The sequence below is a fragment of the Serratia sp. HRI genome, from assembly GCF_010119335.3.
Lineage (GTDB): Bacteria > Pseudomonadota > Gammaproteobacteria > Enterobacterales > Enterobacteriaceae > Serratia > Serratia nevei.
Genome location: NZ_CP083690.1, coordinates 4,003,640 through 4,026,454, shown reverse-complemented (window position 1 = coordinate 4,026,454; position 22,815 = coordinate 4,003,640). Strand labels below are relative to the sequence as shown.

Sequence of the window (22,815 nt, the reverse complement as noted above, 5' to 3'; positions counted from 1 at the left end):
GCCCTGATGGACATTCAGAATCACCCCGTGCAGATCATGATTGTTGAAGATGAGCCCAAGCTGGGCCAGCTGCTGGTGGACTATCTGCAGGCGGCGGGTTACGCCACCCGCTGGCTGACCAACGGCAACGAGGTGGTGCCGACCGTGCACCAGCATCCGCCGGCGCTGATTTTGCTCGACCTGATGTTGCCGGGCGCCGACGGTCTGACGGTGTGCCGCGAGCTGCGCCGCTTCAGCGACGTGCCTATCGTGATGGTGACGGCGAAAATCGAAGAGATCGATCGCCTGTTGGGGCTGGAGATCGGCGCCGACGATTACATCTGCAAACCCTACAGCCCACGAGAGGTGGTGGCACGGGTGAAAACCATCCTGCGCCGCAGCTATCGGCCGCAGGAGAATGCGCGGGAAGATGACCTGCTGCACATCGATGAGCCGCGTTTCCAGGCCAGCTATCAGGGGCAGTTGCTGGATCTGACGCCGGCGGAATTCCGCCTGCTGAAAACGCTGGCCAGCCAGCCGGGCAACGTGTTTTCACGCGAGCAGCTGCTGAACAACCTGTATGACGACTATCGGGTGGTCACCGACCGCACCATCGACAGCCACATCAAAAACCTGCGCCGCAAGCTGGAGCTGATCGACGGGCAAAAATCCTTTATCCGCTCGGTATACGGCGTCGGTTACCGCTGGGAAGCCGAGCCCTGCCGGCTGGTGAATGGGATTTAGGGGATCAGCGCGTCCAGTCTTCAACCGCCAACCCGGGCACCATGGCGAATGCGCGATCGTTGGTCACCAGCGTCGCGCCACGGCTCTGCGCGTGAGCGGCGATCAGTTGATCCAGCGCGCCCATGATTTTGCCCTTTCTCTCCATGTTCGCGCGCATTTCACCGTAGCAGCGGGCGGCCTCGCTATCCCATGCATAGACCGTCACCGCGGCAAGAAAGGCCTCGACCATGCTTTGCAACGCCTTGTTCCGCCGTTTAGCCACACCGTAAAGCAGTTCCGCTTCCGTGACGCTGGAAATACATACGGCAGAAGGCGGGAGCTTTTCCATGACGTTAAGCACCTGCGGATGCTGCCGAAACAAGTGGCTGACGGTGTTGGTATCAAACATGTACATCGCCTACTCTTCCTCTGAGAATGGATCGCGGTCTGCAACCCCTTGCTGACGATCTTCCGCGCCAAGAAACTCTTGCGGCACCGGCGTTTGGGCGATAATGCTCAGCAGCGGTGCCCAGCTGTCCGGCTTTGCCGGATATTTGGATAAAATCACGTTGCCCTCCCGATCGCGACGGATATAGACACGATCCGTATCAAATTCAAATTCCACCGGTAACCTCACCGCCTGATTTCTGCCGTTTTTAAACAGCTTTGCGATTCTTTCCATCTCGACACCTCCACAGCAGGCATAGGCCAAAGCATATGCCTGTAGCGTGTCGATGCCAAGATGTATCGCTCATTTTTCATCCACATTGACGATACGGACAAACCGTAACGCACAATCTCACGGGGTGAAACCCTGTTCCCCTTGTTATGCGGCGCACTGCGCAATCACCACGCCTTCCCTTAGCTTCCCGTGCGGCAGCGGGCTTCTCGGATGAAAACTCCGCGCCGGCGCAAGAAAGCTGCGCATTTTTTAGACTAAGCTGCTGTGAGGTTTAGCCGCCGATTTTCAAGCGATTGGCTACACTTACATCACGAATCGGAACCTACAGGAGAAGAACCATGGCAATCGGTCATTACGAGCTGAAAAAAGCAAAGAACGGACAGTACCACTTCAACCTGAAAGCCAGTAACGGCGAGATCATTCTGGCCAGCGAGATGTATGCCAGCAAAGCGTCGGCGGAGAACGGCATCGCCTCGGTGCAGACCAATGCGCCGCACGAAGCGCAGTTTGAACTGAAGCACAGCACCAGCAATCAGCCCTATTTTGTGCTGAAGGCCAAGAACCATCAGGTGATCGGCGTCAGCGAAATGTACAGCTCCGAAAGCGCAGCCAAAAACGGTATCCAGTCGGTGATGAAAAACGGCCCGACCACCGATATCCGCGATTTGAGCGCCTGATCCCCCGTGTCGCCCGCGCGGTGGCCGCCATCGCGCGTTTTCCGTTTGACCGGGATCAATCTCCCTTGAATAAATCCGGTTAACTGCTGATTTCTTGCTGCGCTGCGGCTACAATCCCCCGCTTTTACTGCGCCATCTGGGGCGCGATATACCCACTGGCTTTCACACGGCAGCTAGGCGGCAAGTTCGTGAGTCTCCAGGAGCTTGGTCAACCAAGTGACTGGAGTGAGCGAATGCAGCCAACAACGCTGCAGTTCGAAAGACAGAGGTATACTGACCTGAAATCAGACCGAGACACACTATGTTTACACCGGAACTTCTCTCCCCGGCCGGAACGCTGAAAAACATGCGTTACGCCTTCGCCTATGGCGCCGATGCGGTTTACGCCGGCCAGCCGCGCTACAGCCTGCGGGTGCGCAACAACGAATTCAACCACGAGAATCTGGCGCAGGGCATCAACGAAGCCCATGCGCTGGGCAAAAAATTCTACGTGGTGGTGAACATCGCTCCGCACAACGCCAAGTTGAAAACCTTCCTGCGCGATCTGAAGCCGGTTATCGATATGGGCCCGGATGCGCTGATCATGTCCGATCCCGGCCTTATCATGATGGTGCGCGAAGCCTTCCCGCAGATGGACATTCACCTGTCGGTGCAGGCCAACGCCGTTAACTGGGCAACGGTGAAGTTCTGGAAGCAAATGGGCCTGACCCGCGTGATCCTCTCGCGCGAGCTGTCGCTGGAAGAGATCGCCGAGATCCGCGCCGAAGTGCCGGACATGGAGCTGGAAATCTTCGTCCACGGCGCGCTGTGCATGGCCTACTCCGGCCGCTGCCTGCTGTCGGGCTATATCAACAAGCGCGATCCCAACCAGGGCACCTGCACCAACGCCTGTCGCTGGCAGTATAAGGCTGAAGAAGGCAAAGAGGATGACACCGGCAATATCGTGCACCTGCACGAGCCGATCCCGGTGCAAACCGTCGAGCCGACGCTGGGCATCGGCGCACCGACCGACAAGGTGTTCATGCTGTCTGAAGCGCAAAAACCAGGCGAATATATGAGCGCCTTCGAAGACGAGCACGGCACCTATATCATGAACTCCAAGGATCTGCGCGCCATCCAGCACGTGGAGCGTCTGACGCAGCTCGGCGTGCACTCGCTGAAGATCGAAGGCCGCACCAAGTCCTTCTACTACTGCGCCCGCACCGCCCAGGTCTACCGCCGCGCCATCGACGACGCGGCCGCCGGCAAACCCTTCGATCCGACCCTGCTTACCACGCTGGAAGGCCTGGCGCACCGCGGCTACACCGAAGGCTTCCTGCGCCGCCACGTGCACGAAGCGCAGCAGAATTACGACTACGGCTCCTCGCTCTCCGAGCGCCAGCAGTTTGTCGGCGAATTCACCGGCGTGCGCCGCGATGGCTGGGCAGAGGTCGACGTGAAGAATAAGTTCTCACTCGGCGACAGCGTCGAGATGATGACGCCGGGCGGCAACGTGGTCTTCACCCTCGAAAGCATGCAAAATAAGAAAGGCGAACCGATTGAGGTGGCGCCGGGCAACGGCCATATTGTTTATTTGCCGATCCCACAGGATATCGATCTCAATTATGCATTGCTGATCCGCAATTTGGCGGAAGAAAATAGCGTCGGGGCATAACAATGAATCGCCGTCATTCGGCGGCGATTTTTAGCAAATATTAGAATTGGATCACATCAATGTGCGCGTAGCTTGGTTACTATCACGCTGCTTAAAACGAACAACGAAAATATTTGCATAGCAATACTAGGAACCACCTCCTTAGCCGGCCCAATCTCCCTTGGGCTGGCTTTTTCTTTTATGGGCACGCCTATTTTTTTCGCTGCGCTTATTTCCGTAACTTATTCCCGTTATCCGTTTTAATAATAATAATCACGCCGCTTCGATATATAAATAACGCTACAGCGATTAATCCTCTCGTCTTTAAAACTTGGCTTATTTCCGCGTAAAATTCAGATAAATTCGCCTTGCTTCATATTCACTGAGCGCCGGGGAATAACCAGAATTAGCTGAATATTCTGATGGATTGGTGGCGGCAGCTGGTTTATCTTGAAGCATTCTTGGTTTTCCGCCGGAGGAGATCGGCAATGCCTCAACACTCACATGCGCCCGCCCTGCTTATTCTCAACGGCAAAGGCGCCGGTAACGAAGAGCTGCGTCAGGCGGTCAAACGCCTGCGTGCAGAGCAAATCACGCTGTACGTGCGCGTGACCTGGGAGCACGGCGACGCCGCGCGCTACGTCGCGGAAGCCGCACAGCTCGGCGTCGGCACCGTCGTCGCCGGCGGCGGTGACGGCACCATCAACGAAGTGGCCGCCGCGCTGATGCAACTGCCGGCGCACAACCGGCCGGTATTGGGCATCCTGCCGCTCGGCACCGCCAACGATTTCGCCATGGCCTGCAATATTCCCCCGTCGCCGGAACAGGCGCTGCAGCTGGCGATCAAGGGCCGCTCGGTGCCGATCGATCTGGCCAAGGTCAACGGCGAACGCTACTTCATCAACATGGCCACCGGCGGCTTCGGCACCCGCATCACCACCGAAACGCCGGAGAAGCTGAAGGCGGCGTTGGGCGGCGTGTCCTACTTCGTGCACGGCTTGCTGCGCATGGATACGCTGCAGGCCGACCGCTGTGAAATTCGCGGGCCTGACTTCCGTTGGGCCGGCGAAGCACTGGTGATCGGCATCGGCAACGGCAAACAGGCCGGCGGCGGCCAGGAGCTGTGCCCCAGTGCGCTGATCAACGACGGCCTGCTGCAGCTGCGCCTGCTGATCGCCGATGAACTGCTGCCGGCGCTGGTCGCCGCCCTGTTCAACGACGAAGAGAGCAACAGCATCCTCAGCGCAGCGCTGCCGTGGCTCGAGATCGACGCGCCGCATGAAATGACCTTCAATCTCGACGGCGAACCGCTCAAAGGCCGTCATTTCCGCATTGAAGTGTTGCCGCAGGCCATCAAATGCCGCCTGCCGCCCAACTGCGCCCTACTGGGCTGACCTTGTCGGGCGCAGCGTGTTCCTCCGATCGCCCTGCAGAACACCGAGTGGTTCGAGATCGAATAATCAATCGCTTAGCGCGCCGGGGGCGATCGCCCCCGCGTATTTGGCCTCGCAAATGGCATTTCCTCTCAATCGCATCTATTGTTTGTCCTTGCCGGATCCAGTTCGGTAGTATCGCTTTACAGCTTCAATCACCGCTTTTTTACTGCGCCGGTGGTCAAAAACCCTTGCATTGCCGGTGTATGAAGAAGCTTAATCGGGAGTGAATCATGACTGATATTGTGCAGTTGCTAGGAAAGGAAGCGGAAGATCTGCTGCAACACCGCTGTACCACTATCCCCGCCGAGAATCTCTACCTGCCGGGCGCCGACTTCGTCGACCGCGTAATGATCGATAACAACCGTCCCAACAGCGTGCTGCGTTCGATGCAAACCCTGTTCAACCACGGCCGCCTGGCCGGCACCGGCTACCTGTCGATCCTGCCGGTCGATCAGGGCATCGAGCACTCCGCCGCCGCCTCGTTCGCCGCCAACCCGCTGTATTTCGATCCGAAGAACATCGTCGAGCTGGCGATTGAAGCCGGCTGTAACTGCGTCGCCTCCACTTACGGCGTGCTGGCGTCGGTATCGCGCCGCTACGCGCATAAAATTCCGTTCCTGGTCAAACTCAACCACAACGAAACGCTGAGCTACCCGACCCAGTACGACCAGACCCTGTACGCCAGCGTCGAGCAGGCATTCAACATGGGTGCGGTGGCGGTCGGCGCCACCATTTACTTCGGCTCCGAGCAGTCGCGCCGCCAGATCGAAGAGATCTCGATCGCCTTCGAGCGCGCGCATGAGCTGGGCATGGTCACCGTGTTGTGGGCCTATCTGCGCAACCCGGCGTTCAACAAGGATGGCGTGGACTACCACTCCAGCGCCGATCTGACCGGCCAGGCCAACCACATCGCCGCCACCATCGGCGCCGACATCGTCAAACAGAAAATGGCGGAAAACAACGGCGGCTACCGCGCGGTGAAATTCGGCTATACCGACGATCGCGTCTACACCAAGCTGACCACCGATCACCCGATCGATCTGGTGCGCTACCAGCTGGCCAACTGCTACATGGGCCGCGCCGGGCTGATCAACTCCGGCGGCGCCGCCGGTGAGAACGACCTGCAGGAGTCGGTGCGCACCGCGGTGATCAACAAACGCGCCGGGGGCATGGGCCTGATCCTGGGGCGCAAGGCGTTCAAGAAATCGATGAAAGACGGCGTGGCGCTGATCAACGCCGTGCAAGACGCCTACCTGGACAAGAAGGTCACCATCGCCTGATGTGACGGACCACCTGTCCTCAAGCCCGGCTCGCCGGGCTTTTTTGTGCCCGCTTTCTCCCACTCATGCCACAGACCTTCTCTTTCTTTCACTTTAAGCTTTCAAAATAAAATATTTATCTTTCAAATTGTGATCTATTTAAAACAAATAGCCCAACAAAGTGACTACTGTAAGGCCCATGGCGACAGAGCCGCCGTTCGCTCCAGGCCATATCAGTCCATTACAGGAGAACATAATGATTGAGCTAATCACCCACGGCGCCGAGTGGTTTATCGGCCTGTTTCAGAAAGGCGGTGAAGTGTTTGTCGGCATGGTGACCGGCATTTTACCTTTGTTGATCAGCCTGTTGGTAATCATGAACGCGCTGATCAAATTTGTTGGCCAGGAACGTATCGAACGATTGGCGCAGCGCTGCGCGGGCAACCCCGTCTCGCGTTATCTGCTGCTGCCGCTGATCGGCACCTTTGTCTTCTGCAACCCGATGACCCTCAGCCTGGGGCGCTTCATGCCGGAGAAATACAAGCCGAGCTACTACGCGGCGGCCTCCTACAGCTGCCACTCGATGAACGGCCTGTTCCCGCACATCAATCCGGGCGAGCTGTTCGTTTACCTCGGTATCGCCAGCGGCCTGACCACCCTCGGCCTGCCGCTCGGCCCGCTGGCGGTGAGCTATTTCCTGGTGGGGCTGTTCACCAACTTCTTCCGCGGCTGGGTCACCGATCTGACCACCAGCCTGTTCGAACGCAAGATGGGCATCCGTCTGGATCGCCAGGTGCAACTTTAATTCGTGGAGTGCAGCATGAGTGCTTATATCCGTATTGAAAAAGGCGCCAGCGGCTGGGGTGGCCCCCTGGAGCTGCCGATAGAGCCCGGCAAGAAAGTGGTGTACATCACCGCCGGCACCCGGCCTTCGATCGTCGATCGCCTCAGCGAATTGACCGGCTGGCCGGCCGTCGACGGTTTCAAAGAGGGCGAGCCGCCGGCAGAAGAGATCGGCGTGGCGGTGATCGACTGCGGCGGCACCCTGCGCTGCGGCCTGTACCCGAAACGCCGTATTCCGACGGTCAACATCCACGCCACCGGCCAGTCCGGCCCGCTGGCGCAGTTTATCCTCGAAGACATCTATGTCTCCGGCGTACGCGACCACAATATCAGCCGAATCGAAGCGGCAGATAGCCAACCCGCCGCCGTTGCAGCACCGCCCAAGACGCGCGACTACGACACCAGCAAGAAGATCACCGAGCAAAGCGACGGGCTGCTGGCGAAGGTCGGCATGGGCATGGGATCGGTGGTGGCGGTGTTCTTCCAGGCCGGGCGCGACACCATCGACACCGTGGTGAAGACCATCCTGCCGTTTATGGCGTTCGTCTCGGCCTTGATCGGCATCATCATGGCCTCCGGCCTCGGGGACTTTATCGCTCACGGCCTGACGCCGCTCGCCAACAGCCCGATCGGCCTGGTGACGCTGGCGCTGATCTGCTCATTCCCGCTGCTGTCGCCGTTCCTCGGCCCCGGCGCGGTCATCGCCCAGGTGATCGGCGTGCTGGTCGGGGTGCAGATCGGCCTCGGCCATATTCCGCCGCAGCTGGCGCTGCCCGCGCTGTTCGCCATCAACGCGCAGGCCGCCTGCGACTTCATTCCGGTCGGCCTGTCGCTGGCGGAAGCCAAGCAGGACACCGTGCGGGTCGGCGTGCCCTCGGTGCTGGTCGGCCGCTTCCTGACCGGCGCACCGACGGTGTTGATCGCCTGGGCCGCCTCGGCCTTCATTTATCAATAAGCTGATTTCCAGGGAGACGTTTATGCACACCATTTTTCACACCACCATCACGCAGATCGGTGGCTGCGCCCGCGACGCGTTGCTGGACAACATGTTGATCACTTTCCGTGAAGGCGCGCCGGCGGATATCGAAGAGTTCTGCTTCATCCACCGCCACGGCGCGACCGCCGGTGAGCTGCAGGTCGGCGGCGTGATGGAGCTGGCGCAGCATCGCTACGCCATCACCGCCGTCGGCAGCGTCGCCACGCAGAACCTGCGCGAACTGGGCCACATCACCGTGCGCTTCGACGGCGAAGCCGAAGCCGAATTCCCCGGCTCGATCCACGTTTCCGGCCCGACGCCGACCGATATCCCGTTGGGCAGCACGCTGTCATTTATCGCATAAGGAGTAGACCATGTCTGAAGTAGCTGTAGTGATTGGCGGCGGCCAAACGTTAGGCGCCTTTTTGTCCCACGGGCTGGCGCAGGCCGGTTATCGGGTGGCGGTGGCCGATCTGAACGCCGACAACGCCAATCAGGTGGCACAGCAGATCAACGAAGCGTTTGGCGCAGGCAGCGCCTGCGGTTTTCAGGCCGACGCCACCGACGAACAGAGCGTGATCGCGCTGGCGGCGGCGGTTGACCGGGCGTTCGGCCAGGCCAACCTGCTGGTGTACAGCGCCGGCATCGCCAAGGCGGCGCCGATCACCGACTTCCCGCTGGGCGACTTCGACCGCTCGCTGCAGGTGAACCTGGTGGGCTATTTCCTCTGCGCCCGCGAGTTCTCGCGCCTGATGATCCGCGACGGCATCGCCGGGCGCATCATTCAGATCAACTCCAAGTCCGGCAAGGTCGGCAGCAAGCACAACTCCGGCTACAGCGCCGCCAAGTTCGGCGGCGTGGGGCTGACGCAGTCGCTGGCGCTCGATCTGGCGGAGTACGGCATTACCGTGCATTCGCTGATGCTCGGCAACCTGCTGAAGTCGCCGATGTTCCAGTCGCTGCTGCCGCAGTACGCGCAAAAACTGGGCATCGCGCCGGACCAGGTGGAGCAGTACTACATCGACAAAGTGCCGCTGAAGCGCGGCTGCGACTACCAGGACGTGCTGAACACCCTGCTGTTCTACGCCAGCGACAAGGCCTCTTACTGCACCGGCCAATCGATCAACATCACCGGCGGCCAGGTGATGTTCTGACGCCATCGACGCCCCCTTCCACGGAAGGGGGCCTAAGGAGACCCCCATGACTCAAGCTCTGATCGCCTTCGCGCTGCTGGCCTGGCTGCTGCAAATCGCCTTCGGCTGGTGGCAACTGCAGCGCTTCAACCGCGCCTTCGACGGCCTGTGCCGGCTGGGCGCCGTCGGCGTCGGCCGTTCCGGCGGCCGCTTCCGCCCGCGAGTGGTGCTGGCGCTGGCCTTCGACGCCGATCGGCGGGTGTGCGGCAGCCTGTTACTGCGCGGCCTGACCGTTTTCGCCCGGCCCCGCCCGCTGCCTCGATTGCACGGTTTGCATCAGCGGGATTTACGCCCGGATGTGATCTTCCCCGAGGATCGCGCATGCCAGTCTGCACTATCGTTAGCGATTGCGCCCAAATCGTGATATTTTCACATTAAAAGACATTACCTTTCATAGTGAATTATTCAGCGAGAGGAAATGCCCAACTCTTGTGAACGGGAATCGCGATGAAACCAAAGCAGCGGCAGGCCGCTATCCTTGAATATCTGCAGCGGCATGGCAAAACGGCAGTGGACGCCCTGGCCGAGCATTTCTCCACCACCGGCACCACCATCCGCAAGGATCTCACCCTGCTGGAAGAAGAAGGCGAGGTGATCCGTACCTACGGCGGCGTGGTGCTCAGCCGCGACGACGGCGATCAGCCGATCGACCGCAAAACCCATATCAACACCGAGAAAAAACGCCACATCGCCAGCGCCGCCGTGGCGCTGATCGCCGACGGCGACTCGCTGATCTTCGATGCCGGCAGCACGGTGCTGCAGATGGTGCCGCACCTGGCGCAGTTCAATAACATCACGGTGATGACCAACAGCCTGACCATCGTCAACGCGCTGGTGGAGCTGGACAACGATCAGACCATCCTGATGCCCGGCGGCACCTACCGCAAAAAATCGGCCTCGTTCCACGGCAGCCTGGCCGAATCGGCGTTTCAGCAATTCAGCTTCGACAAGCTGTTTATCGGCGCGGACGGCGTCGATCTCAACGCCGGCGTCACCACCTTCAACGAAGTGCACAACGTCAGCAAAGCGATGTGCGAAGCCGCCGGCCGCATTATTCTGTTGGTAGACTCCTCGAAATTCGGCCGCAAGAGCCCGAACGTGGTGTGCGAACTCAGCGCCGTCGATACGCTGATCACCGACCGAGACATCAACCCCGATTACCTCGCCGCCCTGCAGGCGAAAGGCATCAATATCCTTCTGGTAGGAGACCCCGATGAGTAACGCCAACGCCCTGCTCGCCTTCGCCCGCGAAACGCTGGAGATCGAGCTGACCGAAGCGCAACGCCTGCTGGCGCGCCTGGACGACAACTTCGTCTGCGCCTGCGAACTGCTGCTCAACTGCCGTGGCAAAGCGGTGATTTCCGGCATCGGCAAATCCGGCCATATCGGCAAGAAGATCGCCGCGTCGCTGGCCAGCACCGGCACGCCGTCGTTCTTCGTGCACCCGGCCGAGGCGCTGCACGGCGATCTCGGCATGATCGGCGCCGACGACGTGGTGGTGTTCATCTCCTACTCCGGCCGCGCCAAAGAGCTGGATCTGATCCTGCCGCTGCTGGCGGAGAACGGCATTCCAGTGATCGCCATCACCGGCGGCAAAGAGTCGCCGCTGGCGCTGGCCGCGGCCTGCGTGTTGGATATCGGCGTCGAGCGCGAAGCCTGCCCGATGGGGCTGGCGCCGACCTCCAGCGCGGTCAACACCCTGATGATGGGCGATGCTCTGGCGATGGCGCTGATGCGCCAGCGCGGTTTCAACGCGGAAGATTTCGCCCGCTCGCACCCGGGCGGCAGCCTGGGGGCGCGCCTGTTGAACCGCGTGCATCACCTGATGCGCACCGGCGATCGCCTGCCGCGCGTGAGCGAAAGCGCCAACGTGATGGAAGCGATGCTGGAGCTGAGCCGCACCGGGCTCGGGTTAGTGGCGGTCTGCGACGCGCAGCAGCGGGTGGTGGGCGTGTTTACCGACGGCGACCTGCGCCGCTGGCTGGTGAAGGGCAACAGCCTGCAGGATCCGCTCAGCCCGGCGATCACCCGCCCCGGTTATCGGCTGCCGGAGCAGTGGCGCGCCGGCGAGGCGCTGGAAGCGCTGCACGAACAGCACATCAGCGCGGCCCCGGTGGTCGATATGAACGGCGTGCTGGTGGGGGCGCTCAACCTGCACGATCTGCATCAGGCCGGCATCGGCTGATCAACGCCGGGGGCGCCATCACCGGCGCCCCCGGTCAGATCATTTCCAGTCGGGATTGTTCTCGAACTGCTGCTTCAGCAGCGCTTTCATGTCGTCATTCGGCTTGCCGAGCCACTGGTACTTGGCATACTTCTTCGGATGATCGACGGCTTCCGGCCGATCTTCCACTTCCACCCGCACGCCCCAGGCCTGGGATTTGTCCGCGCTGAACGCCACGATCAAAAAGTTGTTGCCGCAGTCGTGCGGCTTGCACAGATTGCCGACCAGATACTCTTTGCCCTTCCAGTTCAGATTCTGCGCCGGCGTTGAGGTGCCGACGCCCTTACGCGCCCAGCCCGGCATCCGCGCCTGGCCTTTCACCATGTTTTGCCAGCTGGCCTGATACCCCGGCTGCTGAATCAAATCCGACGTGGTGACGATCTGCTGGGCAAAGCTGCCCGCGCTGAAGCTGAGCAGTGCGCCGAAGAGGGCGCAACGCAGCGCCTGGTGTCCCGTCATAGTCCTTCTCCCTAGGTTAAATCAGGTTTCGCCCATAAAACCGGGCCTGAACCAGTCAGACCACGGTTGTGGCAAAAAGTTGACTCACCACCAGGCATGGAAATGATGCACCGGCCCGATACCGTGCCCCACTTCCAGCGTGTCTGCCTGTTGCAGCGCTTGTTGCAGGTAGTCCTTGGCGGCGGCCACTGTAGCCGCCCAGTCGGCATGGCGCGGGCGCAGCGCCGCCAGCGCGGCCGAGAGCGTGCAACCGGTGCCGTGGGTGTGGCGGGTAGCGACGCGCGGCGCGGTAAAGCGCTGCTCGCCTTCTGCGCTAAACAGCCAGTCCGGGCTCTCGTTTTCGCTCAGGTGGCCGCCCTTCATCAGCACCGCCCGGCAGCCCATCGCCAGCAGCGCCCGCCCCTGCTCGCGCATCTGCGCTTCATCTTCCGCCGGCGCGCACGCCAGCAGCGCCGCCGCTTCCGGCAGGTTCGGCGTAATGATCGACACCAGCGGCAACAGCTCGCGCCGAATAGATGCCACCGCCTCCGGCGCCAGCAACGGATCGCCGCTTTTCGCCAGCATCACGGTGTCCAGCACCACGAACTCCGGCCGGTAATGGCGCAGCCGTTCGGCCACCGCCTGCACGATGTCGGCGTTGGCCAGCATGCCGATCTTGACGCTGTCGATGCGCACGTCGCTGAACACCGAGTCCAGCTGCGCGGCGACGAACGCCGGATCGATGTAATACACCGACTGCACGCCGCGGGTATTCTGCGCCACCAGCGCGGTGATCACCGAGGTGCCGTAGGCGCCAAGCGCCGAGAAAGCCTTCAAATCGGCCTGAATGCCGGCGCCGCCGCTGGGATCGGTGCCGGCGATGGTCAGGGCGTTAATGCGTTTCATCACAGATCTTCCCCGCGCAGCTGATACAGGGCATCGAGGAACGCCGGCGTAAAGCTGCCCGGCCCGCCGGCCTGTCTGGCCGCGAGGCCGCCGCAGTGGGACATCACCCGGCAGGCGGTCGCCGCGTTGTCCAGGCGATCGCCCGGCAGGGCGCAAAACGCCGCCACGACCGCCGACAGCGCGCAGCCGGTGCCCACCACCCGCGTCATCAGCGGGGAACCGCCTTCGATCGCCCAATCGCGTTGGCCGTCGGTGACGTAATCCACCGCGCCGGTGACCGCCACCACCGCGCCGCTGCGCTGTGCCAGCTCACGCGCGGCGGGCAAGGCCGCCAGCGAATCGTCGCCGCTGTCAACCCCGCGGCCGCTGGCCAACAACCCGCTGAGCGCCATAATTTCCGAGGCGTTGCCGCGTATCGCCGCCGGTTTCTCGTCCAGCAGCTGTTTGGCGAAGGCGGTGCGGTAGGAGAGCGCGCCGACCGCCACCGGATCCAGCGTCCAGGGCTTGCCGGCCTGATTGGCGGCGGCCACCGCTGCCCGCATCGATTCGGCGCGCAGCGCATTGAGGGTACCGACGTTGATCAGCAGGCCGTCGGCCAGCGCGCTGAACTGCGCCGCCTCTTGCGGCTCCACCACCATCGCCGGGGAGGCGCCGAGCGCCAATAGCACGTTGGCGGTCAGCGATTGCACCACTTCGTTGGTCAGGCAGTGGATCAGCGGAGGCCGCTGTTGGAATTGGGTCAGACAGGCCGCGGCGCGCGCGCCGGGTAGTGCATCAGGTCGAGCGATCATATTCCTCCCAACCGGCGTTCAAGAAGGCGGCGCCGGCTGGGCGGCCGTGACTTCCCTACGCTGGCATTATCCAGATCAGGTAATACGGGTATTTCTCAGCCTTCACGTAGAAGGGCACCCCGAGTCATGAAAATCAATAGGTTGTGATCAACGTTGCGTTAATCCCTGCAGGGGATCATGCCAGCGGCGGCGCGGACAAACAAGCGAATAAATCGGCCCGGCAGGCATACGCCGCGCAATGCGCTATAGTGAGCACAAACCACCGGGAGATGCCATGCAGATAAGACCCTACCAAGAGACCGATCGCCCCTTCCTGCGCACGCTGTACCTGGCGTCGCGCAAGGCGGCGTTCGGCTGGCGCGATACCTCAAACTATCAGTTGGAAGATTTCGACGGCGCGACGCTGGGCGAAGCGATTTGGGTAGCAGAAGACGGCGGCACGCTGCTGGGATTCGTCTCCGTCTATCGCGAAGACAACTTCATTCATAACCTGTATATCGATCCCCATCAGCCGCCGCGCGGCGTCGGCAGTGCGCTGCTGCAGGCGGCGGAAGCCACCTTCACCGCCACCGGCTCGCTGAAATGCCTGGTGAAGAATGAAAAGGCGCTGGCGTTCTACCGCAAACACGGCTGGCGCATCATCTCTACCGGCAACGACGGCGAAGAAGATTATTACCTGATGCATTCGCCGGCCCGCTAGCCCTTACCCGCGGCATCCGGCATCCCGCACAGCGTCAGCCGCCAAAACAGCAGCGCGCTCAGGCTGACGCCCGCCCCCAGCCAGCAGACGCCGCTCCACCCCGCCCAGGCGTACATATGGGTGCCGGCAAAGGCGCCCAGCCCGCTGCCGACGGCGTAAAACAGCATGTAGCAGCCCACCAGCCGGCTGTGCGACTGCGGGTGGGCACTGAAGATCATGCTCTGGTTCAGCACGTGGATCGCCTGGCCCGCCAGATCCAGCAGCACGATGCCCGCCACCAGCCAAACCAGGCCGCTGCCGAGCAAACCGAGCGGCAGCCAGGCCAGCGTCAACAGCAGCAGACACACGCCGCTGGCCGCCTGCCCCAGCCCGCGATCCGCCAGATGCCCGGCGCGCACCGCCGCCAGCGCGCCCACCGCGCCGACCAGGCCGAACGCCCCCACCGCGGCATGGGTGAAGTTGAACGGCGCCTGGCTCAGCGGCAACACCAGCGAACTCCAAAAGAGGCTGAAAGCGCCGAACATCAGCAGCGCCAACATGCCGCGAATTTGCAGCGTGCGGTCATGCAGCAGCAGGGTCAGCATTGAACGCAGCAGCGCGAGATAGCTCAGCGTACTGGGAGCGGTGCGCGGCGCAGGCAGCAGGCGCGACAGGATCGGCAGCAATACCAGCGTCACCCCGGCAGAGAAGAAGTACACCGTGCGCCAGCCGCCGACGTCCGCCAGCGCGCCGGACAGGGTGCGCGCCAGCAGCAACCCCAATACCACTCCGCCCTGCGCCGCACCAACCACCCGCCCGCGCTCCTGCGGCGCCGCCAGGGCTGCGGCGTAAGCGATCAGCCCCTGCGTCATGGCGGTGCCCAGTAGCCCCACCAGCAGCATCCCCGCCAGCAGCCAGGGCGCGCTGTGCGCCCAGCCCACCAGCAGCAGCGCGCCGATCAGCCCCAGCTGTTGCCCCGCCAGCAACCGATGCCGATTCAGCCGATCCCCCAGCGGCACCACCAACAGCAGCGCCAGCGCGCAGCCCAGTTGGGTCACGGTGATCACCATGCCGACCGCCGCCAGACTGATGGAAAAATCATGGGCGATGGCGTCCAGCAGCGGCTGCGCATAGTAAACGTTGGCCACGCTGAAGGCGCTGGCGGCGGCCAACAGCAGCACCAGGGTGGCCGGCAGGCGCCCCAGCGCCGCGCAGGGAGGATCCAACAGTTTGTCGCTCATCGCATACCTCAATCTGGTTTCATTATTAAACCCAATGCACTTTAGGTGTAGAGGTTTTATAATGCAACCAGAATGTGCAGCTGGAGATAAACGCCGTGAAACGTAAAAGCCTGGAAGACGCGCCGTGCCCGGTGGCGCGCACGCTGGATGTGATTGGCGACTGGTGGTCGCTGCTGATCGTGCGCGACGCCTTCGACGGCGTCACCCGCTTCAGCGAATTTCAAAAAGGGCTGGGGATGGCGAAGAATATCCTTGCCACCCGCCTGCGCGCCCTGGTGACGCACGGCGTGCTGGAGATCGTGCCCGCCGCAGACGGCAGCGCCTATCAGGAATATGTGCTGACCGAGAAAGGCCGCGCGCTGTTTCCGGTGATCGTCGGCCTGCGCCAGTGGGGGGAAGATCATCTGTTCGCCGAGGGAGAGGCGCACTCAACGCTGGTGGAAAGCGACAGCGGCCGCCCCGTCCCGCGCCTGACGCCGATCGGCAGCGCCGGGCAGACGCTCACCCCGCTGAATACCCGGGTGGTGAAGGTGGAGGAACGGTGATGAGAGTTAGTGGCGGTGCCCGCAGCTCACCCGCTGAAAAACCTGGCGGATAAAGAGCCATTCCAGACACCCAGCCAGCAGATAAACCGCGCCAAAAACGAGCGCACCAAACCATTCCGTATCGTTAAAATGGAAAAACCCACTGGCGTCAATCAGCCAAGCGGTTTGATTCTGGTTTAGCCTGGGTACAGGAAAAAGCTTTATTGTCAGCACAGCCAGCCCAACAACAGCCAATACGTTAGCGAGCAACAGGGCAAGTTTTTTCATAGCCTTTCACCTCGATAGTCCCATATGCCTGTAATGTCGTTCCCGGAACTCTGGCTGTTTTCGATTTCAGCAATGCAGCTCGCAGACGATTGAATTCGTTTTGGGAATAAAAGGTTACACATCCTTCGGATAATCCAAGTGGGCCGATTGGATGCAACCTGAATTGTCCACGCATAATGCCGTTAATCCATGTTCTATCGTTAACTGTTCCATCATCTCTGTATAAAGCAAACCAACTATTGTGATCTACATTGGTCACAATATCTTTTATGAAAGTAATAGTCTGCGACTTTTAACCACCGGACGGCCGATCCACAATCCAGTAAGTACCGGCTGGTATAGCCCCGTGATTGGGAACATCTGTGCATCCTGGTTGATTTGTATACTGTTTATTACCAGAAAACACAGAGAACATCCCAACCCCTTGACACAACAGAGTGTTTATTTTGTTTCCATTATGAACTAAAAAGCAGCGAAGCATTTTATTTCCCCCATCCTTTGGCTGAGCACCGATAATATCCAGCAAATAAAATTTTATCTATCTTATTGATTTTTTGAATATTGTTAACTCGTAATGATAGAATAAGCAATGAGTAAGGCCCAATCAGCATTGATGGCGCATGCATCACCTTGCGCTATTGCATCTATTCTCGAACAGCTTCCGCAATCCCCTGCGGGTAATGTATAGTCCGCGTTTTACGGAGATCCCATGCTGACTAACTCATCCATTCGTTTGAACAAATACATTAGCGAGAGCGGTATCTGCTCACGCCGCGACGCCGATCGATACATCGAACAGGGCAACGTTTTCATCAACGGTAAACGCGCCACCGTCGGCGCTCAGGTATTTGCCGGCGATGTGGTGAAGGTTAACGGTCAGTTGATCGAACCGCGCAATGAAGAAGATCTGGTGCTGATCGCGCTGAACAAACCGGTCGGCATCGTCACCACCACCGAAGACGGCGAGCGCGACAACATCGCCGACTTCGTCAACCACAGCAAACGCATCTTCCCGATCGGCCGTTTGGACAAGGATTCGCAGGGGCTGATCTTTCTGACCAACCACGGTGACCTGGTCAACAAGATCCTGCGCGCCGGCAACAATCACGAGAAAGAGTATCTGGTGACGGTCAACAAGCCAGTGACCGACGAGTTTATTCGCGGTATGGGCGCCGGCGTGCCGATGCTGGGCACGGTGACCAAAAAGTGCAAGGTGAAGAAAGAGGCGCCTTTCGTGTTCCGCATCACGCTGGTGCAGGGGCTGAACCGCCAGATCCGCCGCATGTGCGAACACTTCGGCTACGAGGTCACCAAGCTGGAACGCACGCGCATCATGAACGTCAGCCTGAAAGGCTTGCCGCTGGGCGAATGGCGCGATCTGACCGATGACGAACTGATTGAACTGTTCAAACTGATTGAAGGCTCTTCGTCCGAGGCCAAGCCGGCGAAGAAGGCCCCGGCCAAATCCGCCGCGGCGAAAAAGCCGAGCACCGGCGGGCCGAAAGGCGCCGACAAAGCCGCTGCGCCGGCCGGCCGCAAACGCTTTGCCCAGCCAGGGCGCAAGAAAAAAGGGCGTTAAACGCCCTTCGCCCTCGCCAAGCCCGCCGTTGTGCGGGCTAGGCGAGGGCGAAAGCCTAAGCACCACTTAGACGAGTCTGATTGAAAGCGAGGAAAAACTCAGAGGGTAAGAGTCACTATTTTTTTAACAGCGTGGTCTTACCGTCACGCTCTTGAGCGAAAGTCTTCCCATCCAGACTGATAAAAACTCTTTTATTAACATCACCATTAATAATCATCGCTATATCCTTATAGATACATTTATTCTTGGCATCACCCTCGCTAAGACAATGATAGTCATCAATACTTCCATCATTGCTGCCAGTCGGAGCGGCAACATAGCCGTCAAAATTCATTACGGCAACGGTAAAATGATTCTCGTCTTTGATAATATGATACTTATCCTGAAGTTTATCTTTATTATCATTCCACCAAGATATTTTACCTTCCGTGGTCAGCGGAAGGTATTGAACATAAACAGCAGCACCATCAACCCGCACAACATTAGCAGGTCTGACAAGCACCCAAACCAACCAAAGAGCCGCTACGGCGACCAAAGAAAAGAACGCAACCTTTTTTTTGTTAAGCATAGTTTTCACCTGTCACTATTATTTTCGCGCCAAAGTTGGTGAAAAAGGGTCTAAACGCGAACTCTTTATACCTTTGAAGTACAAACCAAATCCTGAAAAACCCAATAGAACTAAACTTTAATTTACTAATATCTTCTTTATCTAACCCAAAATGATCCTGAGCTTTATAGCTAATCACAGCAGTATATTTATTATCTTGAAAAAACAAAGAATCAATACTGATCTCTGTACTATTGACCTCATGTACACTGACTCCCATTCCATTTATGCAATCTTCCCAGCGAACATACTTTGGCAAACGGCTCTGTGATAACTGAAGAGTAAATGCATCTTTATTCAACTGATATGAGTTAAAATCAAAGGTATCGAGAACACTTTTAATTCGAATTAGCGTACTATTTTCTGATTTATCGCTCAGTATCAACCTTTTATAGGCTAAGTCCATTTGAACATCTTGAAAGTCAGTTCCGTTATTGTACTGCATATGATTGAAAAGTTTAACTATCAGCCCTTGATAAACGCCAGTAAAAGAAAAGTATCTCGATGCAGCTCTCAGCTCATCAAAAAGCATTGCAACCGCCTTTTCTTTTCCAGCTGCCGGAATATTTCGCGTTGCCGGATGATCATAAGGCGATTTATAAGTACTCCAATCGATAAACGTTGATACTTGCCCCAAACGGTACCGTTGCTTAAGTGTACATTCATCCATATCGCCATATTGCATATCATCAGCAAAACGGTCGTTAAAAGGCTTCTTGCTGGTGAAAATCGTTAACGGCCTTGTCAAGTCACGCATTGGAAAATCAGTCCCTTGCCCATGCTAAGAAGAACATTAATCATACAGGCAATCCCGCCCTGCTCATATCGGGAAATGTCTTAGCGCCCCCTTACGCAGGCTCACGGGAAACTTAATGTTCACCATAAAAAAGGCCCGCATCAAGCGGGCCTGCAAGTACCAGAGAAGTCTAGAGGAAAAATCAGAACGACCAGCGCAGGTTGGCGTTGACCGAATTAACGCGGGTATCGGCGCCGAATTGCCCCTGATAGCCGACATCCAGCGTCGCGGCGCGCGACAGTTTCACGCTCACGCCGATATCGCCCACCATCACGTTGTCATCCACGGCCTGGCCCTGAGTGACGAACGCGTCACTGCCGGCAAACGCCATGCGCGATGAGGTGTTCTTATCGCCGTAGGCGTGCTGCCAGCCGAGCGAGCCGTAGAGGCTGACGTTCTTCGGCAGCTCGGTCACGCCGCGCACCCCGAGCGTGGAGTAGAAGGTGTTCATCGTTTCATTGCGCACGCTCAGCGCCGCCGCGCCACCCGACTCCTGGAAGCTGTCGGTATGCAGGCGGATGTAGCTCAGGTTAATGAACGGTTCGACGTTCATCTCCGGCTGGCCGAAACGGTAACCCGCTTCGGTGAACGCCAGCAGCGAGTTGGCGTCGTAATCCGACTTCAGCCGATCCGAGAAGCCGCTGAAATCGACGTTGCGCTTGCCTTCGATCTTGTGCCAGGTGTAACCCAGCGCGCCGCGCAGCGAGAACGCATCCTGCTGCCCCGCCGCATACAGGCCGAGGTGGTAGTTGTCGGTATCGGCCTTGGAACGGCGGCTGTCGACGTCGTAGTCACCGCGGCTGTAACCGAAGTAGCCGCCGATGCGCACGTTATGGTCCGCCAGCTTGCGATCCGCCCCCAACAGGAAGCCGGTGGTGTTACCATCCAGCTTGCCCACGTTGCCGTTGCCGCTGTTTCTGCCCCAGGAACTGAAGGTCTGCCCCCAGACGCCGCTGTTTTGCGCCTGCGCCGGTTGCACCAGCGACATCGCCAACGGCGGTATCGGCAGGCTGTCGTTGTCGAACAGGCGCAGCATGCGCTGGTTCAGTACGTTGAACAGCTGGGTGCTGCCGGCGATCAGGTTAGACTGCATCGACGGATAGACTTCGCCGGACAGCTGATTGAACGCCTCGCGCGCTTCCGGCGCGCTCAGCAGCAGCAGCGAGTTGTACAGCGCCAGCGAAGGGCCGCTTTGTGCCAACGTCGAGAGCGCACCGGCGGTATTCCACTGGTTGCCGCTCTCGGCCACCGTTTGGAAAATGCCCGGCTTGCCGCTGCCTGGGTTCTCGCCCCCCGGATTTTCACCGCCTGGGTTTTCCCCGCCCGGATTCTCGCCCCCCGGATTTTCACCGCCAGGGTTTTCCCCACCCGGATTCTCGCCCCCTGGATTCTCACCGCCTGGGTTTTCCCCACCCGGATTCTCGCCGCCAGGGTTTTCACCGCCCGTGTCTTTCTGCGCGATGGTCAGATCCACGGCGTTGGGGCTGTGGTTCAACGCCACATCGAGGAAGGCAGACTTGGAGACCGCCGCCGCGAATTGGCCGTCAATGCCGCCGTCCGAGGTCAGAATGCGGTAGCTCTGGCCGGTTTTATAGCTGGTTTGCGGATCCAGCGCCGTGACCTGCACCTTGGCCCGATCGCTGATGGTGGTTTTGCCCGCCACCAGCAACTGATCGCTGCGGCCGTCGCCGGCGATATCGACGTCATAGAAGGATTCGCCGATAAAATTCAGGTAGCGTTTCAGCGTCAGCGTGCCGATATTGCCGTCGCCGGGCGAGATATGGCCGCCGGACTGGATCTCGGTCTGGCCCAGCGTGCCGTTGCCGCCCAATGTGCCACCGGCCTTGATCGACGCGGCGCTGCTGTAGCCCTGCCCGTTATTGACGTCGGAACCCGCCGTCGCGTTGAGGATCAGCGTGCCGCCGTTTTCGGCGCTGAGGGTTTGGATCTCGAAGATATCGTCTTCTTTCTGGGTATTGATATCGCTGGCGATGATGAGCTTACCGCCACGCGCGGTAACGTTGGCCTGCAGCCCAGTGAGATCGCCGTTTAGCGTCGTGTGCCCGGCGGTGTTGATCACCTCACCTTCGCCGCTCATCTTGTTGCTGAAGACGTAATTGCCGTCGGTATGGTTAAAGTACACATAGCTGCCGAACAGCCCGCCCCGCAGGGCGATCGCCGTCTGGGCATCGATAGTGCCTGCGGCGCCCGCCGCGCCGAGCGTCGGCTCGGTCAACCCGGTGCCGGTATCCATATTGCCGCGGCTGCCGATAATCAGCGCGCCGCGGTTCGAGCCGGAGCCGGTCTTGCCCAGCACCACTTCGTTGCCGCCGGCGGAGAATGTTCCGCCATCCATGACCGCCAACACGCCATTGCCGTAATCACCGACGTTGACGCTGCTGCCGCTGGTCACGCGCGAGCCGCTGCCGGCGATCGTCAGCTCGGCGGTTTTACGCGCGCCGGAGACGCCCGCCACCTGAATATTACCGACGTTGACCGCGCCGCCGTTCAGCACGTCCAGATCGCCGTAAAGCGTGAGCGCGCGGCCAACGTTCCATTGGGAATTGGCCCCTGTGACCGTGGCCTTCGGGCTCAGCGTATCGGTCTCGCCCGGCCCGCTGCCATTACCGATGCGCGCGTCAAAGGCGGTATTCAACACCGCGCCGTCTTCAATCGCCAGCGTGGATCGCGCCCCTAAGTCGGTGCCGACACTGAGAAAATTGCTGGTGACGCGGGAACCGGCGCCGGTGGCGATCAGGTGGCTGTCATAGCCGCGCGTGGTGCCGACCACGATCTCTTTTGCGCTGGCCAGCGCGCCGTCTTCAACCCGCAGGGTGCCCCGCCCCAGATTCAGGCCGCCGCGCAGCACGAACTGATCGTTCACCGCGTTCAGCTCAGCGTTCGGCCCGCGAACCGTGACCAGGCTGTCATGAATTTGGCCGTTGAACATCCGGCCGATATTGATGTTATAGGCGCTGATCTTGCCATTCTCGATCAGCAGATTGCCGCTTTGATTGCGGCCGACGTAAACGTCCCCGGTGTAGGCCAATGATTCGGTAATTTTTGAGTCGCCGTCAAAAATAGCATCGTCTGCGCGAGCGATATCGGCGGGTGCCAGCATCAGCAGCGGCGCGGAAAATAGAGCGAGGTAAAGTTTGGAAAGCGGTGTTTTAACCGCTAAAGGGTGCGATGTCTTGTCATTCACGGGCTATCTCCGTACTCGTTGGCATGATGGCGCGAAATTTATTGTTATGGGTAAACTCACTGCGCTAGAGGAAATGTGAGGCGTTATTTCGCGCACGCCGGTTTAGTGATCGTCGAAGCAAAAGCTTATTGCCCCC

General features: G+C 59.6%; 25 protein-coding genes, 1 pseudogene and 1 riboswitch. Of the genes and pseudogenes, 15 read left to right on the top strand and 11 right to left on the bottom strand.

Going from position 1 to position 22,815, the window contains the following annotated elements:
* The first annotated feature begins 6 nt into the window (after nt 1-6).
* Nucleotides 7-723, top strand: a complete 717-nt coding sequence (gene baeR, locus GF111_RS19295; protein WP_047730092.1) for a two-component system response regulator BaeR — start codon at nt 7-9, stop codon at nt 721-723.
* Nucleotides 724-727: 4 nt separating this feature from the next.
* Here the strand turns inward: baeR and GF111_RS19290 are convergent, their stop codons facing one another.
* A complete protein-coding gene (locus GF111_RS19290) occupies nt 728-1,117 on the bottom strand; it encodes a type II toxin-antitoxin system VapC family toxin (protein ID WP_047730091.1) in 390 nt (129 codons plus the stop codon).
* Nucleotides 1,118-1,120: 3 nt separating this feature from the next.
* Nucleotides 1,121-1,384, bottom strand: a complete 264-nt coding sequence (locus GF111_RS19285) for an antitoxin (RefSeq protein ID WP_004941563.1) — start codon at nt 1,382-1,384, stop codon at nt 1,121-1,123.
* Nucleotides 1,385-1,722: 338 nt separating this feature from the next.
* Between GF111_RS19285 and GF111_RS19280 the strand changes: the two genes are divergently transcribed.
* The 11 genes from GF111_RS19280 to gutQ all read left to right on the top strand — a co-directional run bounded on the left by GF111_RS19280 (nt 1,723) and on the right by gutQ (nt 11,586).
* The gene (locus GF111_RS19280; protein ID WP_038873760.1) at nt 1,723-2,061 is read left to right on the top strand and encodes a YegP family protein; all 339 of its coding nucleotides are present in this window, start codon (nt 1,723-1,725) and stop codon (nt 2,059-2,061) included.
* 301 nt (nt 2,062-2,362) lie between these two features.
* The gene (gene yegQ, locus GF111_RS19275) at nt 2,363-3,715 is read left to right on the top strand and encodes a tRNA 5-hydroxyuridine modification protein YegQ (protein ID WP_038873761.1); all 1,353 of its coding nucleotides are present in this window, start codon (nt 2,363-2,365) and stop codon (nt 3,713-3,715) included.
* 467 nt (nt 3,716-4,182) lie between these two features.
* Complete coding sequence (gene yegS / locus GF111_RS19270) at nt 4,183-5,088, top strand: lipid kinase YegS (protein WP_038873764.1); 906 nt, start codon at nt 4,183-4,185, stop codon at nt 5,086-5,088.
* Nucleotides 5,089-5,360: 272 nt separating this feature from the next.
* Nucleotides 5,361-6,410 (top strand): class I fructose-bisphosphate aldolase, encoded by a 1,050-nt coding sequence (gene fbaB / locus GF111_RS19265; RefSeq protein ID WP_033644067.1) that lies wholly within the window; start codon nt 5,361-5,363, stop codon nt 6,408-6,410.
* A 235-nt stretch (nt 6,411-6,645) separates the two neighbouring features.
* Nucleotides 6,646-7,194 (top strand): PTS glucitol/sorbitol transporter subunit IIC, encoded by a 549-nt coding sequence (locus GF111_RS19260; protein ID WP_004941528.1) that lies wholly within the window; start codon nt 6,646-6,648, stop codon nt 7,192-7,194.
* Nucleotides 7,195-7,209: 15 nt separating this feature from the next.
* Nucleotides 7,210-8,187: a PTS glucitol/sorbitol transporter subunit IIB gene (locus GF111_RS19255; protein ID WP_147190930.1), complete on the top strand. Its 978-nt coding sequence runs from the start codon at nt 7,210-7,212 to the stop codon at nt 8,185-8,187.
* A 22-nt stretch (nt 8,188-8,209) separates the two neighbouring features.
* Complete coding sequence (gene srlB / locus GF111_RS19250; RefSeq protein ID WP_038873767.1) at nt 8,210-8,572, top strand: PTS glucitol/sorbitol transporter subunit IIA; 363 nt, start codon at nt 8,210-8,212, stop codon at nt 8,570-8,572.
* Between the two features lie 10 nt (nt 8,573-8,582).
* The gene (gene srlD / locus GF111_RS19245; RefSeq protein WP_033648848.1) at nt 8,583-9,362 is read left to right on the top strand and encodes a sorbitol-6-phosphate dehydrogenase; all 780 of its coding nucleotides are present in this window, start codon (nt 8,583-8,585) and stop codon (nt 9,360-9,362) included.
* A gap of 46 nt (nt 9,363-9,408) precedes the next feature.
* On the top strand, nt 9,409-9,765 hold the full coding sequence (gene gutM / locus GF111_RS19240; protein WP_038873770.1) for a transcriptional regulator GutM: 357 nt from the start codon (nt 9,409-9,411) through the stop codon (nt 9,763-9,765).
* 83 nt (nt 9,766-9,848) lie between these two features.
* Nucleotides 9,849-10,622, top strand: coding sequence for a DNA-binding transcriptional repressor (locus GF111_RS19235; protein WP_033635559.1), 774 nt, complete (start codon nt 9,849-9,851; stop codon nt 10,620-10,622).
* Entirely contained in the window at nt 10,615-11,586 is a 972-nt protein-coding gene (gene gutQ / locus GF111_RS19230; RefSeq protein WP_038873772.1) for an arabinose-5-phosphate isomerase GutQ, read from the top strand. Before GF111_RS19235 ends, gutQ begins: the two co-directional genes overlap by 8 nt.
* Before the next feature lie 39 nt (nt 11,587-11,625).
* Here the strand turns inward: gutQ and GF111_RS19225 are convergent, their stop codons facing one another.
* From GF111_RS19225 to thiM, 3 genes are all read right to left on the bottom strand, one after another.
* The gene (locus GF111_RS19225; RefSeq protein WP_033639640.1) at nt 11,626-12,084 is read right to left on the bottom strand and encodes an inhibitor of vertebrate lysozyme family protein; all 459 of its coding nucleotides are present in this window, start codon (nt 12,082-12,084) and stop codon (nt 11,626-11,628) included.
* Between the two features lie 84 nt (nt 12,085-12,168).
* Nucleotides 12,169-12,969, bottom strand: a complete 801-nt coding sequence (gene thiD, locus GF111_RS19220; RefSeq protein WP_055313797.1) for a bifunctional hydroxymethylpyrimidine kinase/phosphomethylpyrimidine kinase — start codon at nt 12,967-12,969, stop codon at nt 12,169-12,171.
* Complete coding sequence (thiM, locus tag GF111_RS19215) at nt 12,969-13,760, bottom strand: hydroxyethylthiazole kinase (RefSeq protein WP_038873781.1); 792 nt, start codon at nt 13,758-13,760, stop codon at nt 12,969-12,971. Before thiM ends, thiD begins: the two co-directional genes overlap by 1 nt.
* Before the next feature lie 35 nt (nt 13,761-13,795).
* Nucleotides 13,796-13,892, bottom strand: a riboswitch (TPP riboswitch).
* 142 nt (nt 13,893-14,034) lie between these two features.
* On the opposite strand from thiM, the gene GF111_RS19210 reads away from it, so the two are divergent.
* Nucleotides 14,035-14,460 (top strand): GNAT family N-acetyltransferase, encoded by a 426-nt coding sequence (locus tag GF111_RS19210; RefSeq protein WP_147190932.1) that lies wholly within the window; start codon nt 14,035-14,037, stop codon nt 14,458-14,460.
* On the opposite strand, the gene GF111_RS19205 is transcribed toward GF111_RS19210, so the two are convergent.
* Nucleotides 14,457-15,680 carry an MFS transporter gene (locus GF111_RS19205; protein ID WP_038873788.1) on the bottom strand — a complete coding sequence of 408 codons (1,224 nt, stop codon included), beginning with the start codon at nt 15,678-15,680 and terminating at the stop codon, nt 14,457-14,459. The genes GF111_RS19210 and GF111_RS19205 overlap by 4 nt on opposite strands.
* 95 nt (nt 15,681-15,775) lie before the next feature.
* Here GF111_RS19205 and GF111_RS19200 point away from each other — a divergent pair, with 95 nt between their 5' ends.
* Complete coding sequence (locus GF111_RS19200; RefSeq protein WP_033648951.1) at nt 15,776-16,225, top strand: helix-turn-helix domain-containing protein; 450 nt, start codon at nt 15,776-15,778, stop codon at nt 16,223-16,225.
* A 6-nt stretch (nt 16,226-16,231) separates the two neighbouring features.
* Here the strand turns inward: GF111_RS19200 and GF111_RS19195 are convergent, their stop codons facing one another.
* Together GF111_RS19195 and GF111_RS19190 are read right to left on the bottom strand one after the other, a co-directional pair.
* The gene (locus tag GF111_RS19195; RefSeq protein WP_038873791.1) at nt 16,232-16,492 is read right to left on the bottom strand and encodes a DUF1158 family protein; all 261 of its coding nucleotides are present in this window, start codon (nt 16,490-16,492) and stop codon (nt 16,232-16,234) included.
* Nucleotides 16,464-16,907: pseudogene (locus GF111_RS19190) on the bottom strand (DUF2778 domain-containing protein). Before GF111_RS19190 ends, GF111_RS19195 begins: the two are co-directional and overlap by 29 nt.
* A gap of 294 nt (nt 16,908-17,201) precedes the next feature.
* Here GF111_RS19190 and rluF point away from each other — a divergent pair.
* On the top strand, nt 17,202-18,071 hold the full coding sequence (gene rluF / locus GF111_RS19185) for a 23S rRNA pseudouridine(2604) synthase RluF (RefSeq protein ID WP_038873794.1): 870 nt from the start codon (nt 17,202-17,204) through the stop codon (nt 18,069-18,071).
* 115 nt (nt 18,072-18,186) lie between these two features.
* On the opposite strand, the gene GF111_RS19180 is transcribed toward rluF, so the two are convergent.
* The 3 genes from GF111_RS19180 to GF111_RS19170 all read right to left on the bottom strand — a co-directional run bounded on the left by GF111_RS19180 (nt 18,187) and on the right by GF111_RS19170 (nt 22,679).
* Complete coding sequence (locus tag GF111_RS19180) at nt 18,187-18,639, bottom strand: DUF943 family protein (RefSeq protein ID WP_038872474.1); 453 nt, start codon at nt 18,637-18,639, stop codon at nt 18,187-18,189.
* A complete protein-coding gene (locus GF111_RS19175; protein ID WP_148940802.1) occupies nt 18,632-19,435 on the bottom strand; it encodes a DUF3289 family protein in 804 nt (267 codons plus the stop codon). Before GF111_RS19175 ends, GF111_RS19180 begins: the two co-directional genes overlap by 8 nt.
* A 181-nt stretch (nt 19,436-19,616) precedes the next feature.
* Nucleotides 19,617-22,679, bottom strand: coding sequence for an autotransporter domain-containing protein (locus GF111_RS19170; protein WP_147191630.1), 3,063 nt, complete (start codon nt 22,677-22,679; stop codon nt 19,617-19,619).
* Nucleotides 22,680-22,815 lie beyond the last annotated feature (136 nt).